This window comes from Streptomyces sp. NPDC102437 (genome assembly GCF_044765565.1).
GTDB lineage: Bacteria > Actinomycetota > Actinomycetes > Streptomycetales > Streptomycetaceae > Streptomyces.
This window is the reverse complement of the sequence record NZ_JBIWKI010000004.1, coordinates 135,560-150,995: the sequence shown is the minus strand read 5'-3', so window position 1 is coordinate 150,995 and position 15,436 is coordinate 135,560. Positions and strand designations below refer to the sequence as shown.

General features: G+C 70.7%; 13 protein-coding genes. 8 read left to right on the top strand and 5 right to left on the bottom strand.

Annotated elements, in window-relative coordinates:
* Positions 1 to 211 precede the first annotated feature (211 nt).
* The 6 genes from ACIRJP_RS07400 to ACIRJP_RS07375 all read left to right on the top strand — a co-directional run bounded on the left by ACIRJP_RS07400 (position 212) and on the right by ACIRJP_RS07375 (position 6,702).
* Positions 212 to 1,831, top strand: coding sequence for an ABC transporter ATP-binding protein (locus ACIRJP_RS07400; protein ID WP_404169341.1), 1,620 nt, complete (start codon positions 212 to 214; stop codon positions 1,829 to 1,831).
* A complete protein-coding gene (locus tag ACIRJP_RS07395; protein WP_266689015.1) occupies positions 1,828 to 2,946 on the top strand; it encodes an ABC transporter permease in 1,119 nt (372 codons plus the stop codon). Before ACIRJP_RS07400 ends, ACIRJP_RS07395 begins: the two co-directional genes overlap by 4 nt.
* Positions 2,943 to 4,232, top strand: a complete 1,290-nt coding sequence (locus ACIRJP_RS07390; RefSeq protein WP_404169337.1) for an ABC transporter permease — start codon at positions 2,943 to 2,945, stop codon at positions 4,230 to 4,232. The genes ACIRJP_RS07395 and ACIRJP_RS07390 overlap by 4 nt, the downstream gene beginning before the upstream one ends.
* Positions 4,229 to 4,627, top strand: a complete 399-nt coding sequence (locus tag ACIRJP_RS07385; RefSeq protein WP_404169334.1) for a cytidine deaminase — start codon at positions 4,229 to 4,231, stop codon at positions 4,625 to 4,627. Before ACIRJP_RS07390 ends, ACIRJP_RS07385 begins: the two co-directional genes overlap by 4 nt.
* Positions 4,628 to 4,735: 108 nt before the next feature.
* On the top strand, positions 4,736 to 6,013 hold the full coding sequence (locus ACIRJP_RS07380; protein ID WP_404169331.1) for a thymidine phosphorylase: 1,278 nt from the start codon (positions 4,736 to 4,738) through the stop codon (positions 6,011 to 6,013).
* 98 nt (positions 6,014 to 6,111) lie between these two features.
* A complete protein-coding gene (locus ACIRJP_RS07375; protein WP_404169328.1) occupies positions 6,112 to 6,702 on the top strand; it encodes a Uma2 family endonuclease in 591 nt (196 codons plus the stop codon).
* A 102-nt stretch (positions 6,703 to 6,804) separates the two neighbouring features.
* Here the strand turns inward: ACIRJP_RS07375 and ACIRJP_RS07370 are convergent, their stop codons facing one another.
* Positions 6,805 to 10,092: a S8 family peptidase gene (locus ACIRJP_RS07370; protein ID WP_404169715.1), complete on the bottom strand. Its 3,288-nt coding sequence runs from the start codon at positions 10,090 to 10,092 to the stop codon at positions 6,805 to 6,807.
* Between the two features lie 351 nt (positions 10,093 to 10,443).
* Between ACIRJP_RS07370 and ACIRJP_RS07365 the strand changes: the two genes are divergently transcribed.
* Positions 10,444 to 10,851 (top strand): STAS domain-containing protein, encoded by a 408-nt coding sequence (locus ACIRJP_RS07365; RefSeq protein WP_404169325.1) that lies wholly within the window; start codon positions 10,444 to 10,446, stop codon positions 10,849 to 10,851.
* Here ACIRJP_RS07365 and ACIRJP_RS07360 read toward each other — a convergent pair.
* The 4 genes from ACIRJP_RS07360 to ACIRJP_RS07345 all read right to left on the bottom strand — a co-directional run bounded on the left by ACIRJP_RS07360 (position 10,841) and on the right by ACIRJP_RS07345 (position 14,407).
* The gene (locus tag ACIRJP_RS07360) at positions 10,841 to 11,158 is read right to left on the bottom strand and encodes a hypothetical protein (RefSeq protein ID WP_404169322.1); all 318 of its coding nucleotides are present in this window, start codon (positions 11,156 to 11,158) and stop codon (positions 10,841 to 10,843) included. The genes ACIRJP_RS07365 and ACIRJP_RS07360 overlap by 11 nt on opposite strands.
* Positions 11,159 to 11,166: 8 nt before the next feature.
* On the bottom strand, positions 11,167 to 12,159 hold the full coding sequence (locus tag ACIRJP_RS07355) for a sigma-70 family RNA polymerase sigma factor (protein ID WP_404169319.1): 993 nt from the start codon (positions 12,157 to 12,159) through the stop codon (positions 11,167 to 11,169).
* 105 nt (positions 12,160 to 12,264) lie between these two features.
* Positions 12,265 to 12,981 (bottom strand): L,D-transpeptidase family protein, encoded by a 717-nt coding sequence (locus ACIRJP_RS07350; RefSeq protein WP_404169316.1) that lies wholly within the window; start codon positions 12,979 to 12,981, stop codon positions 12,265 to 12,267.
* A gap of 85 nt (positions 12,982 to 13,066) precedes the next feature.
* On the bottom strand, positions 13,067 to 14,407 hold the full coding sequence (locus ACIRJP_RS07345; protein ID WP_404169313.1) for an MFS transporter: 1,341 nt from the start codon (positions 14,405 to 14,407) through the stop codon (positions 13,067 to 13,069).
* A 63-nt stretch (positions 14,408 to 14,470) separates the two neighbouring features.
* Here ACIRJP_RS07345 and ACIRJP_RS07340 point away from each other — a divergent pair, with 63 nt between their 5' ends.
* Positions 14,471 to 15,424 (top strand): LysR family transcriptional regulator, encoded by a 954-nt coding sequence (locus tag ACIRJP_RS07340; RefSeq protein WP_404169310.1) that lies wholly within the window; start codon positions 14,471 to 14,473, stop codon positions 15,422 to 15,424.
* Positions 15,425 to 15,436 lie beyond the last annotated feature (12 nt).

Here is a 15,436-nt window from a genome sequence, read left to right as displayed (position 1 = left end):
TTCACTCGGGCCCCGATTTCACGTACCGGCCCGGCCGACTTGCCGTAGCCGTACGCACACGGTCCGCCACCTGTCATCAGGTGGCCAACGATTCGGTGGCGCTACGCGCGTAGCATCCACCCGGCGCGATACCTTTCACGCTCCCACCGCCTCCGCCCTCCGCTCCTGCCAAGGAGAGTGCGCCATCAACGCGTCCAGCAGTCCCAATGCCGTGGAGCTCCGCGGCATCACCAAGCGGTTCCCCGGGGTCGTGGCCAACCACGACATCGACATCACCGTGCGCCGCGGCACCGTCCACGCCCTCGTCGGCGAGAACGGTGCCGGCAAGTCCACTCTGATGAAGATCCTTTACGGCATGCAGAAGCCGGACGAGGGCACCATCGCGGTGGACGGCGAGCAGGTCTCGTTCCACAACCCCGGTGATGCCATCGCGCGCGGCATCGGCATGGTGCACCAGCACTTCATGCTCGCCGACTACCTCACCGTCCTGGAGAACGTCGTCCTCGGCTCGGAGAAGCTGTACGGGATCGGCGACCGGGCCCGCGCGAAGATCAAGGAGATCTCCGACTCGTACGGTCTCGGGGTCCGCCCGGACGCCATGGTCGAAGACCTCGGGGTCGCCGACCGGCAGCGCGTGGAGATCCTCAAGGTCCTCTACCGCGGCGCCCGCACCCTGATCCTCGACGAGCCCACCGCCGTCCTGGTGCCGCAGGAGGTCGACGCGCTCTTCGACAACCTGCGCGAGCTCAAGGCCGAGGGCCTGACCGTCATCTTCATCTCGCACAAGCTGGGCGAGGTCCTCTCGGTCGCCGACGAGATCACCGTCATCCGGCGCGGTACGACGGTGGGCACCGCCGACCCGAAGAGCACCACGACCAAGCAGCTCGCCGAGCTGATGGTCGGCAGCGAACTCCCCTCGCCCGAGACCCGCGAGTCGACCGTCACCGACGTGCCGATGCTGACCGTCGACGGGCTGCGGCTGAGCGCCACCGACCCGGACGGCGTGGTGCGTTCGGTCCTCGACGGGATCGGCTTCACCATCCACAAGGGCGAGGTCCTCGGGATCGCGGGCGTCGAGGGCAACGGCCAGTCCGAACTCGTCGACGCGATCATGGGCATGCGCCAGCTCGACGCCGGGGTGCTCACCCTCGACGGCGCCGACATCTCCCGCACGCCGACCCGCAAGCGCCGCGAGGACGGCATGGGCGTCATCCCCGAGGACCGCCACCGGCACGGACTGCTGCTGGAGGCCCCCCTCTGGGAGAACCGCATCCTCGGCCACGTCACCGAACGCCCCAACAGCAAGGGCGCGTTCCTCGACCTCAAGGGCGCCCGCGCCGACACCGAGCGGATCGTGCGCGAGTACGACGTGCGCACCCCCGGCATCGACGTCACCGCCGCCTCGCTCTCCGGCGGCAACCAGCAGAAGCTGATCGTCGGCCGCGAGATGAGCCACGCCCCCAAGCTCCTGATCGCCGCGCACCCGACCCGGGGCGTGGACGTCGGCGCGCAGGCGCAGATCTGGGACCAGATCCGCGAGGCGCGCCGCGAAGGTCTCGCGGTGCTGCTGATCTCCGCCGACCTGGACGAGCTGATCGGCCTCTCCGACACCCTGCGCGTCATGTACCGCGGCCGGCTGGTGGCGGACGCCGACCCGGCGACCATCACCCCGGAGGAGCTCGGCTCGGCGATGACGGGTGCGGCCACCGGCCACCTGGAAGCCCCGGACGAGTCACCGGCACCCGAGGACACGGCCGCCGACGGCGCGGACAGCACCGACGGCGCCGACAGCACCGACACCGACCCCCGGGACGGGGGAGAGGACCGATGAAGAAGATCGACAAGGAGCGGCTGCTCCTGGGGATCGCGGCCCCCGTACTCGCGATCGTGGTCGCCTTCCTGGTGACCGCACTCGTGCTGGCCGCCACCGGCAAGGAGCCGTTCAGCGCCTTCGGCATCATGTTCGACTACGGGATGAAGTCGGACAGCCAGGTCTACATCCTCAACAAGGCGACGACGTACTACCTCGCGGGTCTCGCGGTGGCCGTCGGCTTCCGGATGAACCTCTTCAACATCGGCGTCGACGGCCAGTACCGCCTCGCCGCCTTCTTCGCCGCCGCGGTCGGCGGCGCGCTGACGCTGCCCGGCGCCCTGCAGATCCCGCTGATCATCCTCACCGCGATGATCGTCGGCGCGATGTGGGCCGGCATCGCCGGTGTCCTCAAGGTCACCCGGGGCGTCAGCGAGGTCGTCTCGACGATCATGCTGAACGCCATCGCGACCGCGATCATCGGCTACCTGCTCCAGCAGGGCCGGCTCGGCCACCTCGACGAGGCCGGCACGAAGATCTCCACCAAGCCGATCCCGGAGTCCTCGCACTTCTTCGAGTTCCCGACCACCCCGTCGCCCGTCTGGGGCTTCATCGTGGTCGCGGTCGTCGCGGGCGTCGCCTACTGGTTCACGCTCTCGCGCACCCGCTTCGGCTTCGACCTGCGCACGGTCGGCCAGTCCGGCTCCGCGGCCGAGGCCAGCGGTGTCGACGTCAAGAAGATGGTCATCACCTCGATGCTGATCTCCGGCGCCGTCGCCGGTCTGATCGGCATGCCGACCCTCCTCAACGACAGCTACGAGTACAGCGGCGACTTCCCGGTCGGCATCGGCTTCACCGGTATCGCCATCGCCCTCCTCGGCCGCAACCACCCCATCGGCATCGCGCTCGGCGCGCTGCTCTGGGGCTTCCTGGAGCGCGGCACCGGCAAGCTCGAATTCGAGGGCTACGACAAGGAGATCGTCGGTGTGATCCAGGGCGTCATCGTCCTGTGCGTCGTCATCGCGTACGAAGTCGTCCGCCGCTACGGACTCAAGCGCCAGCAGAGCAAGGTCGGCGCGGAACTCGCCGCACAGGCCGCCGCCCGTAACAACGACCAGCAGGAGGTGTCGGCGTGAGCGCCACGGCGACTTCCACCCCGCCCCCCGCGGCCCCCAAGGTCGCCGGCGGCAAGGGCGGCCGCACCCGCCTCTCCTTCCCCGTCGTCCTGCTGATCATCGCGGGCGTGCTGCTCGCGCTGTCCGCCGTGCGCGCCATCACCGGGGCCGAGGACGTCACCTCCGCCGGCCAGATCAGCGCGGCCCTCGCCATGGCCGTACCGATCGGCCTCGCCGGTCTCGGCGGCCTCTGGGCCGAGCGGGCCGGCGTGGTCAACATCGGCCTCGAAGGCATGATGATCCTGGGCACCTTCTTCGGGGCCTGGGCCGGCTGGCAGACCAACCCGTGGCTCGGCGTACTGGCCGGGGTCGTCGGCGGCATGCTCGGCGGACTGCTGCACGCGGTCGCGACCGTCACCTTCGGCGTCGACCACATCATCTCCGGTATCGCCATCAACATCCTGGCGCTCGGCTTCACCACCTACTTCGCCAAGCTCTGGTTCAATTCGGGCGAGGCGGCGGCCAAGGGCGGCAGCCCGAAGCAGTCCCCACCGGCCGACGAGATCACCTCGGTGACGATTCCGGGCCTCTCCGACTGGCTGCACTCCATCGAGAAGCACCACTGGTTCTTCGTCTCCGACCTGGCCGGCGTCCTCGGCGGCCTGGTCACCAACGTTTCGCTGCTGACGATCCTGGCCATCGTCCTGTTCGTGCTCACGTTCTTCGTGCTCTGGAAGACCTCGTTCGGGCTGCGGCTGCGCTCCTGCGGCGAGAACCCGGTCGCCGCCGAGTCGCTCGGCGTGAACGTCTACACGTACAAGTACATCGCGGTGATCGTCTCCGGCGGCATGGCCGGCCTCGGCGGTGCCTTCCTCTCGCTCGTCACCTCGCACATCTACAACGAGGGCCAGACCGGCGGCCGCGGCTACATCGGTCTCGCCGCGATGATCTTCGGCAACTGGCGGCCGGGCGGGCTCGCCATGGGCGCCGGGCTGTTCGGCTTCGCCGACGCGCTCCAGCTGCGCAACGGCGGCGAGTCCGTCCACGCGCTGCTTCTGCTGCTCGTCGTCGTGCTGGCCGCGCTCGCCGCCTGGAAGCTCTACCGCAAGAGCTTCGTGCAGGGCGTGGTCAGCGCGGTCATCGCCGCCGCGGTGCTGGTCTGGTACCTCGGTACGGACACCGTGCCCACCGAGTTCGTGAGCGCCACCCCGTACATCGTCACGCTGCTCGTCCTTTCGCTCTCCGCCCAACGGCTGCGGATGCCGAAGGCGGACGGTATGCGCTACCGCAAGGGCCAGGGCAAGTGACGGCCGCCGCGGAGGTCGACTGGGCGGCGCTGCGGAGCGCCGCACGGTCCGTGATGACTCGCGCGTACGTCCCGTACTCGCACTACCCGGTCGGCGCCGCGGCACGCGTGGACGACGGCCGTACGGTCTCCGGCTGCAACGTCGAGAACGCCTCGTACGGCATCGGGCTGTGCGCCGAGTGCGGGCTGGTCTCCCAGCTGCACGCCACCGGTGGCGGCCGGCTGACCCACTTCACCTGTGTGGACGGAGCGGGCGAGATCCTGGTGCCGTGCGGCAGGTGCAGGCAGCTGCTGTACGAGTTCGGCGGCCCCGAGCTCGTCCTGGAGACGCCGGACGGGCTGCGCACGCTCGACGAGATGCTGCCGCAGGCCTTCGGCCCCAACCATCTGAAGTAGACGGTGGCCCTCCCGCACGTCGGGAGGGCCATCCCCGTTTCCACCCTCTATGCGCGTAGAGTCATTGGGGACTCCTGCGTACGCACCGGCCGGAAGGAATTCCAGGACATGGACGCCATCTCCGTCATCCGCACCAAGCGGGACCGAGGCGAGCTGACCCCCGAGCAGATCGACTGGGTCATCGACGCCTACACCCGCGGCGAGGTCGCCGACGAGCAGATGTCCGCACTGGCCATGGCGATCCTGCTGAACGGGATGAACCGTACGGAGATCGCCCGCTGGACCGCCGCCATGATCGCCTCCGGCGAGCGCATGGACTTCGCGTCGCTCTCCCGCCCCACCACCGACAAGCACTCGACCGGAGGTGTCGGCGACAAGATCACCCTGCCGCTCGCCCCGCTGGTCGCCGCCTGCGGCGCCGCCGTGCCGCAGCTCAGCGGCCGGGGCCTCGGCCACACCGGCGGCACGCTCGACAAGCTGGAGTCCATCCCCGGCTGGCGCGCCCACCTCTCCAACGAGGAGATGCTGAACGTCCTGGACACCACCGGCGCGGTGATCTGCGCCGCCGGTGACGGGCTCGCCCCCGCCGACAAGAAGCTGTACGCGCTCCGCGATGTCACCGGCACCGTCGAGGCCATCCCGCTGATCGCCAGCTCCATCATGTCCAAGAAGATCGCCGAGGGCACCGGGGCGCTCGTCCTGGACGTCAAGGTCGGCTCCGGCGCCTTCATGAAGACCATCGAGGACGCCCGCGAACTGGCCTCCACCATGGTCGCCCTGGGCACCGACAGCGGAGTGCGCACGGTCGCCCTGCTCACCGACATGGCCACCCCGCTCGGCCTGACCGCGGGCAACGCCCTGGAGGTCCGCGAATCGGTCGAGGTGCTGGCCGGTGGCGGCCCCAAGGACGTCGTCGACCTCACCCTCGCCCTGGCCCGCGAAATGCTGGACGCGGCCGGGCTCAAGGACGCCGACCCGGAGAAGGCCCTCGCCGACGGCTCCGCGATGGACGTCTGGCGCCGGATGATCTCCGCCCAGGGCGGCGACCCCGACGCGACGCTCCCGGTCGCCCGCGAGCAGCACGTCGTCACGGCCCCCTCCACCGGCGTACTGACCCGCCTGGACGCCTACGACGTCGGCGTCGCCGCCTGGCGCCTCGGCGCGGGCCGGGCCCGCAAGGAGGACCCGGTCCAGGCCGGCGCGGGCGTCGAACTGCACGCCAGGCCGGGCGACACGGTGACGGCCGGCCAGCCCCTGCTGACGCTGCACACCGACACCCCCGAGAAGTTCGACTACGCCCTCAAGGCCCTGCCCGACGCGTACGACATCGCGCCCTCCGGCACGGCGTTCACCGCCACCCCCGTGGTGCGGGAACGTATCGCCTGACCTGCGGTTTCCTCGTACGGGTGAACGGGATCGGTGGACCGCCACCGATCCCGTTCGGCATGCTGGACTCGGTGACGCACCGATAAGAGGAGACCGCCATGAGCGCACTCACCGTCGACCCCGCCCCCGGCCGCGGCCAGGACTGGGACGACCTCGTCCGGATCTGGGAGGAGACGGACGCACCCGAGGGCTGCAAGGTGGAGATCATCGAGGGGATCGTCACCGTGTCGCCACCGCCGTCCAAGGACCACAACACCACTGCGGCACTGCTGCAACGCAGGCTCTACTCCGTGATTCCGGAGGACTGGGAGATCTATCAGACCCTCGGCGTCTCGGTACCCGGGCGGGCCGGGCTCTACATCCCCGATCTGGTCGTCGTACCGCGTGCCGTGGCAACCGGACCGGGCAACCGCATCCCGGCCGAGGAAGCGCGGCTCGTCGTCGAGATAACCTCGCAGGCCAACGCCAATCACGACCGCATCGGCAAGGTGCACGGCTACGCGCAGGCCGGCGTCGGGCTGTTCCTGCTGCTCGACCCGTGGCACTCGGGCCGCCCCACCGCCACGCTCTACGGGAAGCCCGACGGCGGTACCTACCGGGTGCTGGACACGGTCGAGTACGGGGAGAAGCTGACGCTGCCCGAGCCGTTCGGGCTGGACCTGGACACCGGGATCTTTCCGGTCAGCTGAGAAGTGCCGCCGGACGCGGCCCGGAAGACGCGAGCGGCCCGCCGGGGCGGAGGAATCCGTCCCGGCGGGCCGCCGTCGTGAGGTCGGGGTGGGGCTACGTGCTCACTTGCCGAAGTAGGCGTTGTAGATCGACACCGACGACTTGTTGCCCTTCTTGTCCGTGACGTTCGCCCGGTAGGAGATGGACTTCCCCTTCGCCGGGTTCTTCACGGAGATCTTGCCCGCCTTGACCGTGGACTTCTTCCAGGTCTTGCCGGCGTCGTAACTGACGTACACCGTCAGCGACTTGAGGTTCTTGCCAGCGGCGGCGCCCTGCACCTTCACCGGCACCGAAGCGGTCCGGCCCGAGGTCACCTTGCCGTCCAGCGTCACATTGGGCGTGAAGCGGACCGTGGAGATGGGCAGCAGGGTCTCCGTGGCGGTCTTCTTGGAGCGGAAGGTCCAGCTCGCGTCGATCCGGGTGGAGAGGGCCGTGGCCTTCGGGTCGAGCCGGACCGAGCTCGTCAGCCGGTAGTCAGCGGCGGCGGCCGGCACGGTGAAGGGCACGCCCTCCAGCGGGTCCGCGTTCTGGGCGAGCTTCGCGCCGTTGCGGTACAGGACGGTCTTGACCGAGCTGTACGCCTGGGAGCCGGTGTTGCCGTTGCCGTCGGCCGAGATCGGCAGCATCGGGACGATGGAGTCGCCGTCGCGGATGATGCCGTTGCCGGAGCCGAGCGCAGGGCCGAACACCGCGGTGTTGGCCTTCTTCGCGTAGGTCTTGCCCGCCTTGAGGGTCTGCGGGGAGCCGATGGTGTACATCGCGTCGATGCCCGGGATGCCGTCGGCGTCCGGAGCACCGTCCTGGATGAAGTCGAAGGACCACTTCGCCTTGTCGGCGGTCGAGACGTACGCGGTGGTGGTGCCGGGCACCTTGTGCAGCGACCAGGCCGCCCAGCTGCCGGTCGAGCCGGGGAACGTGCTCCAGGCCGCGACCTCGCCGGTCTTGCCCTTGCGGGACGCGCCGAGGGCGATGTTCACCTTGGCCAGCTGACCGGAGGTGAACTTCCGGCTGTAACCGGTCGAGGCCCGGGTCACCGGACCGTCGAGAGCGATGTCGTACCGGGTGGAGGCACCCTTGGTCCAGGAGCCGATCCACTGCTCGGAGAGCGAACCGTCGGTGACCGCCGGGCCGAAGTGCGCGGTGCGGAAGCCCTGGAACGAGTCGAGCACCCAGCCGTAGCCGTAGGACGTGTCCTTGGTCGCGAACCGGAGTTCCGACGTGCCCAGTTGGGCCTTCGTGCCGGTGGTCGGCAGGGTGAAGCCCACCGGCTTCGCCTTGCGCGCGTCGAGGGTCACCGTGACGTTCTTGGTGATGTCCAGCTTCGGCTGGGAGAGCCAGTCGGTGCCCTTGGCGCCGTTCTCCGGGTCGACGTACACGGCCGCGTTGAGCGCGTAACCGCCCCTGGGAACACGGACCTTTCCGGTTCCGCCCCTGCCGGTCGGGGCGACCCAGGTGCCCAGCGCCGGGCCGGAGAGGCCGTAGAGGTCGGACTCGGTGAACTCGGCGGGCTTGCCGTCGCGCCCGATGGTCTTGACCGTGAGGTCGTACGACTCGATCTCGCGCTCGACCGCGGCCGCCGTGCGCACGCTCTGGCCGCCACCGGTCCCGACGACGTACGCGGAGTACGTGCCGTCGGCCGTACCGCCCAGCTTGGTGTTCACGGTCAGCGGCACATCAGCGGTGCCGCCCGCCGGGACGGTCACCTTGTCGGTGCCGAGGGCGAAGAAGCCGGCCGGGGCGGGCTCGCCCTTCGGGCCGGTCGCAGTGACCGCGAGGTCGAGGGTGACGTCGCTGCTGCCGAGGTTGCGGTACGTCACCGTCTTGGTGACGGGGGCGTCGTCGGTGTGCGGCCACTGCTGCAGCCCGAAGTTCAGCGAGACCGGCTCGGCGACGACGGTCTGGGCGATCGCCCGGTCGACCGCGATCCGGCCCGTGCCCTGCTGGAACGGCGTGTACGCGCCCGGCTTCGTCGAAGCGGTCAGCGCGCCCTTGAGCTCGGCGTACTTCCACTCGGGGTGCTGCTGCTTGAGCAGCGCGGCGGCGCCCGCGACGTGCGGGGTCGCCATCGACGTACCGGAGATCGTCAGGTAGCCCGGCGGGTTCTGGCCGACCTCCTGGTCGATGGCGGAACCGGGGGCGGCCGCCGCCGTGATGTCCACACCGGGGGCGGTGACATCGGGCTTGATCGCGCTGTCGCCGATGCGCGGACCACGGCTGGAGAAGTCGGCCAGCTCGTCCTTGTCGTCGACCGCGCCGACGGTCAGCGCGGCGTCCGCGCTGCCCGGGGAGCCGATCGTGCCGGCCGCATCGCCCTCGTTGCCCGCCGCGATGGCGAACAGGACGCCCTTGTCGGCCGACAGCTTGTTGACCGCCGCTTCGAGCGGGTCGACCTCGGGGGTGTCGCCGCCGCCGAGGCTCAGGTTGATGATGTCGGCGCCCTGCGCGACCGCCCACTCCATGCCGGCCAGGATGCCGGCGTCGTCGCCGAAGCCGTCGTCGTCGAGCACCTTGCCTTCCAGCAGCTTGGCGTCCGGGGCCACACCCTTGAACTTGCCGCCCGACTTGGCGCCGGTGCCGGCCGCGATCGACGAGACATGGGTGCCGTGGCCGACCCGGTCCTTGGCGTCGGGCGAGGCGGTGAAGTTCTTCGTGTCGAGGATCTGGCCCGCGAGGTCGGGGTGGGTGGCGTCCACGCCGGTGTCCAGGACGGCGATCTTGACGCCCTTGCCGGTGTAGCCGGCCTTCCAGGCGGCCGGGGTGCCGATCTGCGGGACGCTCTTGTCGAGGCTCGCCCGGCGTACGCCGTTCAGCCAGACCCGGTCGATCCCGGCGGCGGTGGTGCGCTGGGCGTTGCGCGAGTCCTTGCTGGTGAGCGCCTGCCAGATGTCCTGGGCATCGCGCTGCGGGGTGATCACCGACTGGGCGTTCAGCGTCTTCAGGGTCCGGTCGACCCGGGTGGAACCGGCCGCGCGGACCTCCGCCTTCGCGTCGGCGGCCTTCGCGCCCCGGTAGGAGACGATCAGCTTCAGGCCCGACTTCTGGGCCCGGCGGTTCTCCGCGCGGCTCAGCTCGGTGACGTCGAACAGCCTGCGGTCCAGCTTCCCGGAGCTGATCAGGCGGTGCGCGTCGGCGGGGACGAGCAGGGTGTGCCCGTCGATTATCTGCCGCTGCACGGGTATGTGCTCGCGCCCCTCGGCAGCCCGGAAACCCATGACCCGGCCCTTGGCGTCCACCGTGACGACGTCACCGGTGATCAGCGTCAGCCGGTTCTGGGCCGGGGGCCACTGGGTCCTGGCCCCGGTGCCGGACGGCTGGGCGGCGTCGGGCTGTGCGACGGCCGGGCTGGTCATCCCGGCCGCGAGTGCCACGGCTGCTGCCGCGGCGATGGTCGAAACACACGCGTTTCTCACGTGTTTGCGCAACTCTCCCCCTGGAGAATCGGGCGGCCCGCGAGAGGGCCGCTGGTCAGTCGGTGTGACGGGGACGCCGCACCGGCCGGTTCACGTACCTAGAGGGGGAATTGAGCGGGCTGGTTCACAGGAGGCCCACAAATAACCGGAGTTGACGGAAGATCACCGGTCGGAGGCCGTCGGAGGCTGTCGGGGTGATCGGAGGCGGACGAGGGGCGATGCGGGCCCCGCCCGGCCGCGCACGGTGTCCCGGGCCGCGGCGTCCGCCGGGAAGCACGCATCCGGGCAGCGATGAGTTTCGGCCGCCGGGCCGGTCTCTGTGATGTGGAAGCCATGACCCCGATCGTTCTCGTCGTCACCGGCCGCGTCACCAGGGACGTGGTGCCGGGACTCTGCGCCGAGCTGGAGGCGCTGCTGTACGGCCCCGACGGCGCCGCCCGTGATCCGGGTGCCGGGGTGGACTGCGACGTGGGCGGGGTCGTACGCGCGGATCTGGCCCTGGTCGAGGCGATAGCCCGGCTGGGGCTCGTCGCACGCCGGGCGGGGGGCCGAAGGCTGCGGCTGCGCAATGTGCCGCCCGAGCTGCAGAGCCTGCTGGACCTGGTCGGGCTGGCCGACGTGGTGGACCTGGAGTGCGGGACAGGGGCGAGACCGGGGAGCGGGACAGGGCCCCCCGGCCCCGCCCCGTTCAGTCCGTGATCCTGGCCACGTCGCAGGCCACCGCCCGAAGCCGGACGGTCACGCCGTCGACCGGGTCCGACTCCGCCGACGCCTTGAGGAGCGGGGCAGGGGTGGCGGTGGGCCGCGGCGACGAGGCACCGGCGAGGTCGTCGCAGACGGACTCGGGCTGCGGCCCCGGCTCACGGCCCGGCCCGGAGGGCCGGGCCGTACCGGGCTCGGGGCCACCGGTGGCGGACGGCTCGCCCATCCACTGGGTCACCCCCCAGCCACCGGCCGCCAGCACCACCCAGCCGGCCACCAGCCCGTTGCGTATACCGCGTCTCATGCCCGGTCTCACACCGCCGCGTCGTCGTCGAGGTGGTCCGGCAGCCCGAAGAGCGGGAACCAGCGTGGCGTGTCCAGGAAGCAGTGCATCCCGGTGATGGCCCCGTCCGAGATGTCGATGACCTGGACCGCCCACGGCACGAATCCGGGCCCGTCCGGATTCGGCTTGTAGTGGGCGAACGCAGGGGTGCCGTTCGCCGACGTCGCCACCAGGCGGGAGCCGGCACAGCCCGCGCCGATGGAGAGCATGAAGCCGGTGATGTCGTCGTGCCCCTGGAGCCACAGGTCGAACGGCGGCATGGTCATCACGGCGTCCTCATGGAGCAGCGCCGTCAGCGCCGCCATGTCGTAGCCCTCGAAGGCCGCCACGTACCGCTCAAGGAGCTTGCGCTGCTCCTCGTCGAGCGGATTCGCGGCGTCGGCGGGCCTGCCCTCGTGTTCGGTGAGGGTGGCCCGCGCCCGCTGGAGAGCGCTGTTGACCGAGGCGACCGAGGTGTCGAGCAGCTCGGCGACCTCGCTCGCCTTCCAGGCCAGCACCTCGCGCAGGATCAGCACGGCACGCTGCTTGGGCGGCAGATGCTGGAGCGCGGCGACGAACGCCAGGCGCACCGACTCGCGCGCCACGGCGGCCTCCGCCGGGTCGGCCACCGTCGGCAGGATGCGGCCGTCCGGCATCGGCTCCAGCCAGGTGTTCTCCGGCAGGGGGTTGAGCGCTGCCTGGGCGAGCGGGGTCGGGCCAGTCAGATCGACCGGACGGGCCCGCTTGTTGCTCGCGTTCAGCATGTCCAGGCAGACGTTGGTGGCGATGCGGTACAGCCAGGACCGCAGCGAGGAACGCCCCTCGAACTTGTCGAAGTTGCGCCAGGCACGCACCAGCGTGTCCTGTACCGCGTCCTCCGCCTCGAAGGCCGAGCCGAGCATCCGGTAGCAGTAACCGGTCAGCTCGACCCGGTGTCCCTCCAGACGGCTGTCGATGTCCGTCGTCGCTGTCAGATCACTCATCGCTCCACCCCTGTTGCGCTGTGACACCGCTCACCCGGCACTCCGGAAGCTACCGCAGGCCACTGACAGCGGGGGTGTGAAGCACTGAAGCCGCCCTGTTTCAGGTCATGTTCCGGGCTTGCGTCCGTACACGTATACGTCGTCGCCGTTCTTCAGCAGTTTCCAGTACGACTTGGCGTCGGCGGTACGCATGTTGACGCAGCCGTGCGACCCCGGCGGGTTCCACATCTTCAGGCCGACCGCGTGGAACGCCTGACCCCCGTCGAAGAACTGGGAGTACGGCATCGACACGTGGTAGATCGACGAGACGTGGTCGATGTGGCGCCAGTAGATCTTCTTCGACCCGGTGCGGGTCTCGTACCCGTTGCGCCCGGTCCGCACCGGCACGGGGCCGAACTTCAGCTTGCTGCCGTCCTGGATCCAGCTCAGCTGCCGGGTCAGGTCCACGCACGCGATGCGCCCCTTGTTGGTGGGGCACTTCTTGTCCTTGTTCGGATTCTTGCCGGCCGCCTTCTGGGCGGTGAGCGTCTTCATCGTGCGCCAGGTGACCGGACCCGCGTACCCGATGGTGGGGGTGACCCCGTAGGTGCTCTGGAACGCCCTGATCGCCTTGCAGTCGGCCGCCGACTGCTTGCCGTCGACCGGCCGCTTCAGGTACTTCTCGACCTGTTTCTGGTACGGCCCGGTGGACGTCGTGCAGGACGCAGCCTGCGCCGACCCGCCGGTGGCCAGCACCAGCGCCGGTACCGCGGTCATTCCCGCGACCGACAGTGCGAGCCCGCGCCGCAACCGGACTCCCCGCATGTTCCCCGCGACTCCCATGTACGCCAACTCCCCTTCGCGCGCCGTGAGGTGGTTCCGCCTTCTAGACGCGCGTCGGGGAGTGGATGGTTGTGCGCCGTATGTCTCAGTTCTGTACGGAGGCCGTGCCCCGGTGCCGCACGGGGGTCGCCGGAACCGTCCGGCAGGCGCGGGCGGCCCGCGTCCCGTAAAGGGTGATCGAGACGACGCCGAGGACCGCGAGCAGTCCCAGCGAGACGGTCCCGGCCCAGCCCCCGGCGTGGAAGGCGACCGCGCCGAGCGTGCCGCCCGCGCTGGAGCCCAGGTAGTACGCGGACTGGTAGAGCGCCGACGCCTGGGCGCGGCCCTTCGTCGCGGCCCGGCTCACGGACGAGGAGGCGACCGCGTGCCCGGCGAAGAAGCCCGCCGTGATCAGGACCAGGCCGAGGAGCACGGCGGCCAGCTGGCCGGCGAGCGAGAGCAGCAGACCGGCGGCCGTGGTGGAGACGGCCAGGTACAGCGCGCCCCGGCGGCCGAGCCGGGCGACCAGCTTGCCGGCCGCGGCGGAGGAGACCGTACCGACGAGGTAGACCAGGAAGATCGAGCCGACGATGCCCTGCGGGAGGTTGAACGGCGCCTCCACCAGGCGGTAGCCGATCACCGTGTAGACCGCGCCGAACACCGTCATGAACAGCGCGCCGATCGCGTACAGCCGGCGCAGCAGGGGATCGGCGAGGTGCCCGCCGACGGTCTTCGCGAGGGCCTTCGGGCTCAGCGTCCCGGGAGTGAAGTTCCGGGCCCGGGGGATCATGAAGTGGAAGACCACCGCGCAGACCACGGCCAGCAGGCCGACCGCGCCGAGCGCCGCGCGCCAGCCCCAGAGCTGGGCGATCCAGCCGGTGAGGATGCGGCCGCTCATGCCGCCGATGCTGTTGCCGGCCACGAACAGTCCGATCGCGGCGACCAGTGCCTTCGGCCGCACCTCCTCGGCCAGGTACGCCATCGCGGAGGCGGGCAGCCCGGCCAGTGCCGCACCCTGGACGGCGCGCAGCGCGATCAGCCAGCCCAGCGAGGGAGCGAAGGGGACGAGCAGCCCGACCAGTACGGCGACCGTCAGCGAGGCGGTCATCATCTGCCGCCGTCCGAACCGCTCGGAGAGCGCGCTCATCGGCAGTACGCACAGCGCCAGTGCGCCGGTCGCCGCGGAGACCGTCCAGCTGGCCTGTCCGGCCGTGGCGCCGAAGGAGGCGGAGACGGCGGGCAGCAGGGCCTGCGTGGAGTAGAGGAGTGCGAAGGTCGCGACACCTGCGGCGAAGAGCGCGAAGCTCATCCGGCGGTAGCCGGGGCGGCCCGGTTCGAGACGGTCCGTCGCGGCGGAGTCGGTGGTGGCCACACGGGCGGCGACGGGGGACGGCTGGGGCGAGGCGGCCACGGTGAGGGTGGACGCCCCGGTACTGGCAGGAGGCATGTATCGAACGTAGGCCCCTCACCTTTCATGCGTCCAATGCACAAACCGGCGATAATCGATCCCATGGCGCATCAGCACAGCTCACAGCCTCGGCTGTCACCGAGCAGTTACGAAGAAGACATTCGCGCGGTCCTCGCGCCGCGCCTCGCCCACTTCGAGGCGGTGGCCCGCCACGAGCACGTCACACGCGCCGCGCAGGAGCTCGGCGTCCCGCAGTCGACGCTGTCGCGGGCGATGGTCAGGCTCGAACAGGACCTGGGAGTCGCCCTGTTCGCCCGCAAGGGCCGTACCGTCTCGCTCACCCCGGCGGGCCGCACCTTCCTCGGCTCCGCGGAGCGGGCCCTCGCCGAGGTCGAGAAGGCCGCCGACTCGGTACGGGCCGACGCCGACCCGGCCACCGGCAAGGTCGCCTTCGGCTTCCTCCACACCATGGGCTCGGAGACCGTTCCGGCCCTCCTGCGCGCCTTCCGCGCCGACCACCCCCGGGTCCGCTTCCAGCTCGTGCAGAACTACGGCGAGGCGATGATCGAACGGCTGCGGGCAGGCGGCCTCGACCTCTGCCTCACCTCACCCGTCCCGGACGCCCCCGACCTGGTCGCCCGCCGCCTGGACGAACAGCGGCTGCGCCTCGTCGTACCCGAGGACCACCGCCTGGCCACCCGCCGCCGCATCCGCCTCGCGGAGGCCGCCGACGAGAAGTTCGTCACCCTCGAACCGGGATACGGCCTGCGGCGGATCACCGACGACCTGTGCGCCGAGGCGGGCTTCACGCCCCGGGTCGCCTTCGAGGGCGAGGAGGCGGAGACCCTGCGCGGCCTGGTCGCGGCCGGGCTAGGCGTGGCCCTGCTGCCGCCGCCCGCGGTGGCCCGCCCCGGCGTCGTCGAACTGACGGTCACGGCCCCCAGGGCGGCCCGCGAGATCGGCGTCGCCTGGCTGGACGGCCACCCGGACACGCCGCCGGTCGCCGCCTTCAAACGCTTCCTGCTCTCGCGCCGGGGGCACCTGCTGCCGGACTGACCCGGACTGGCC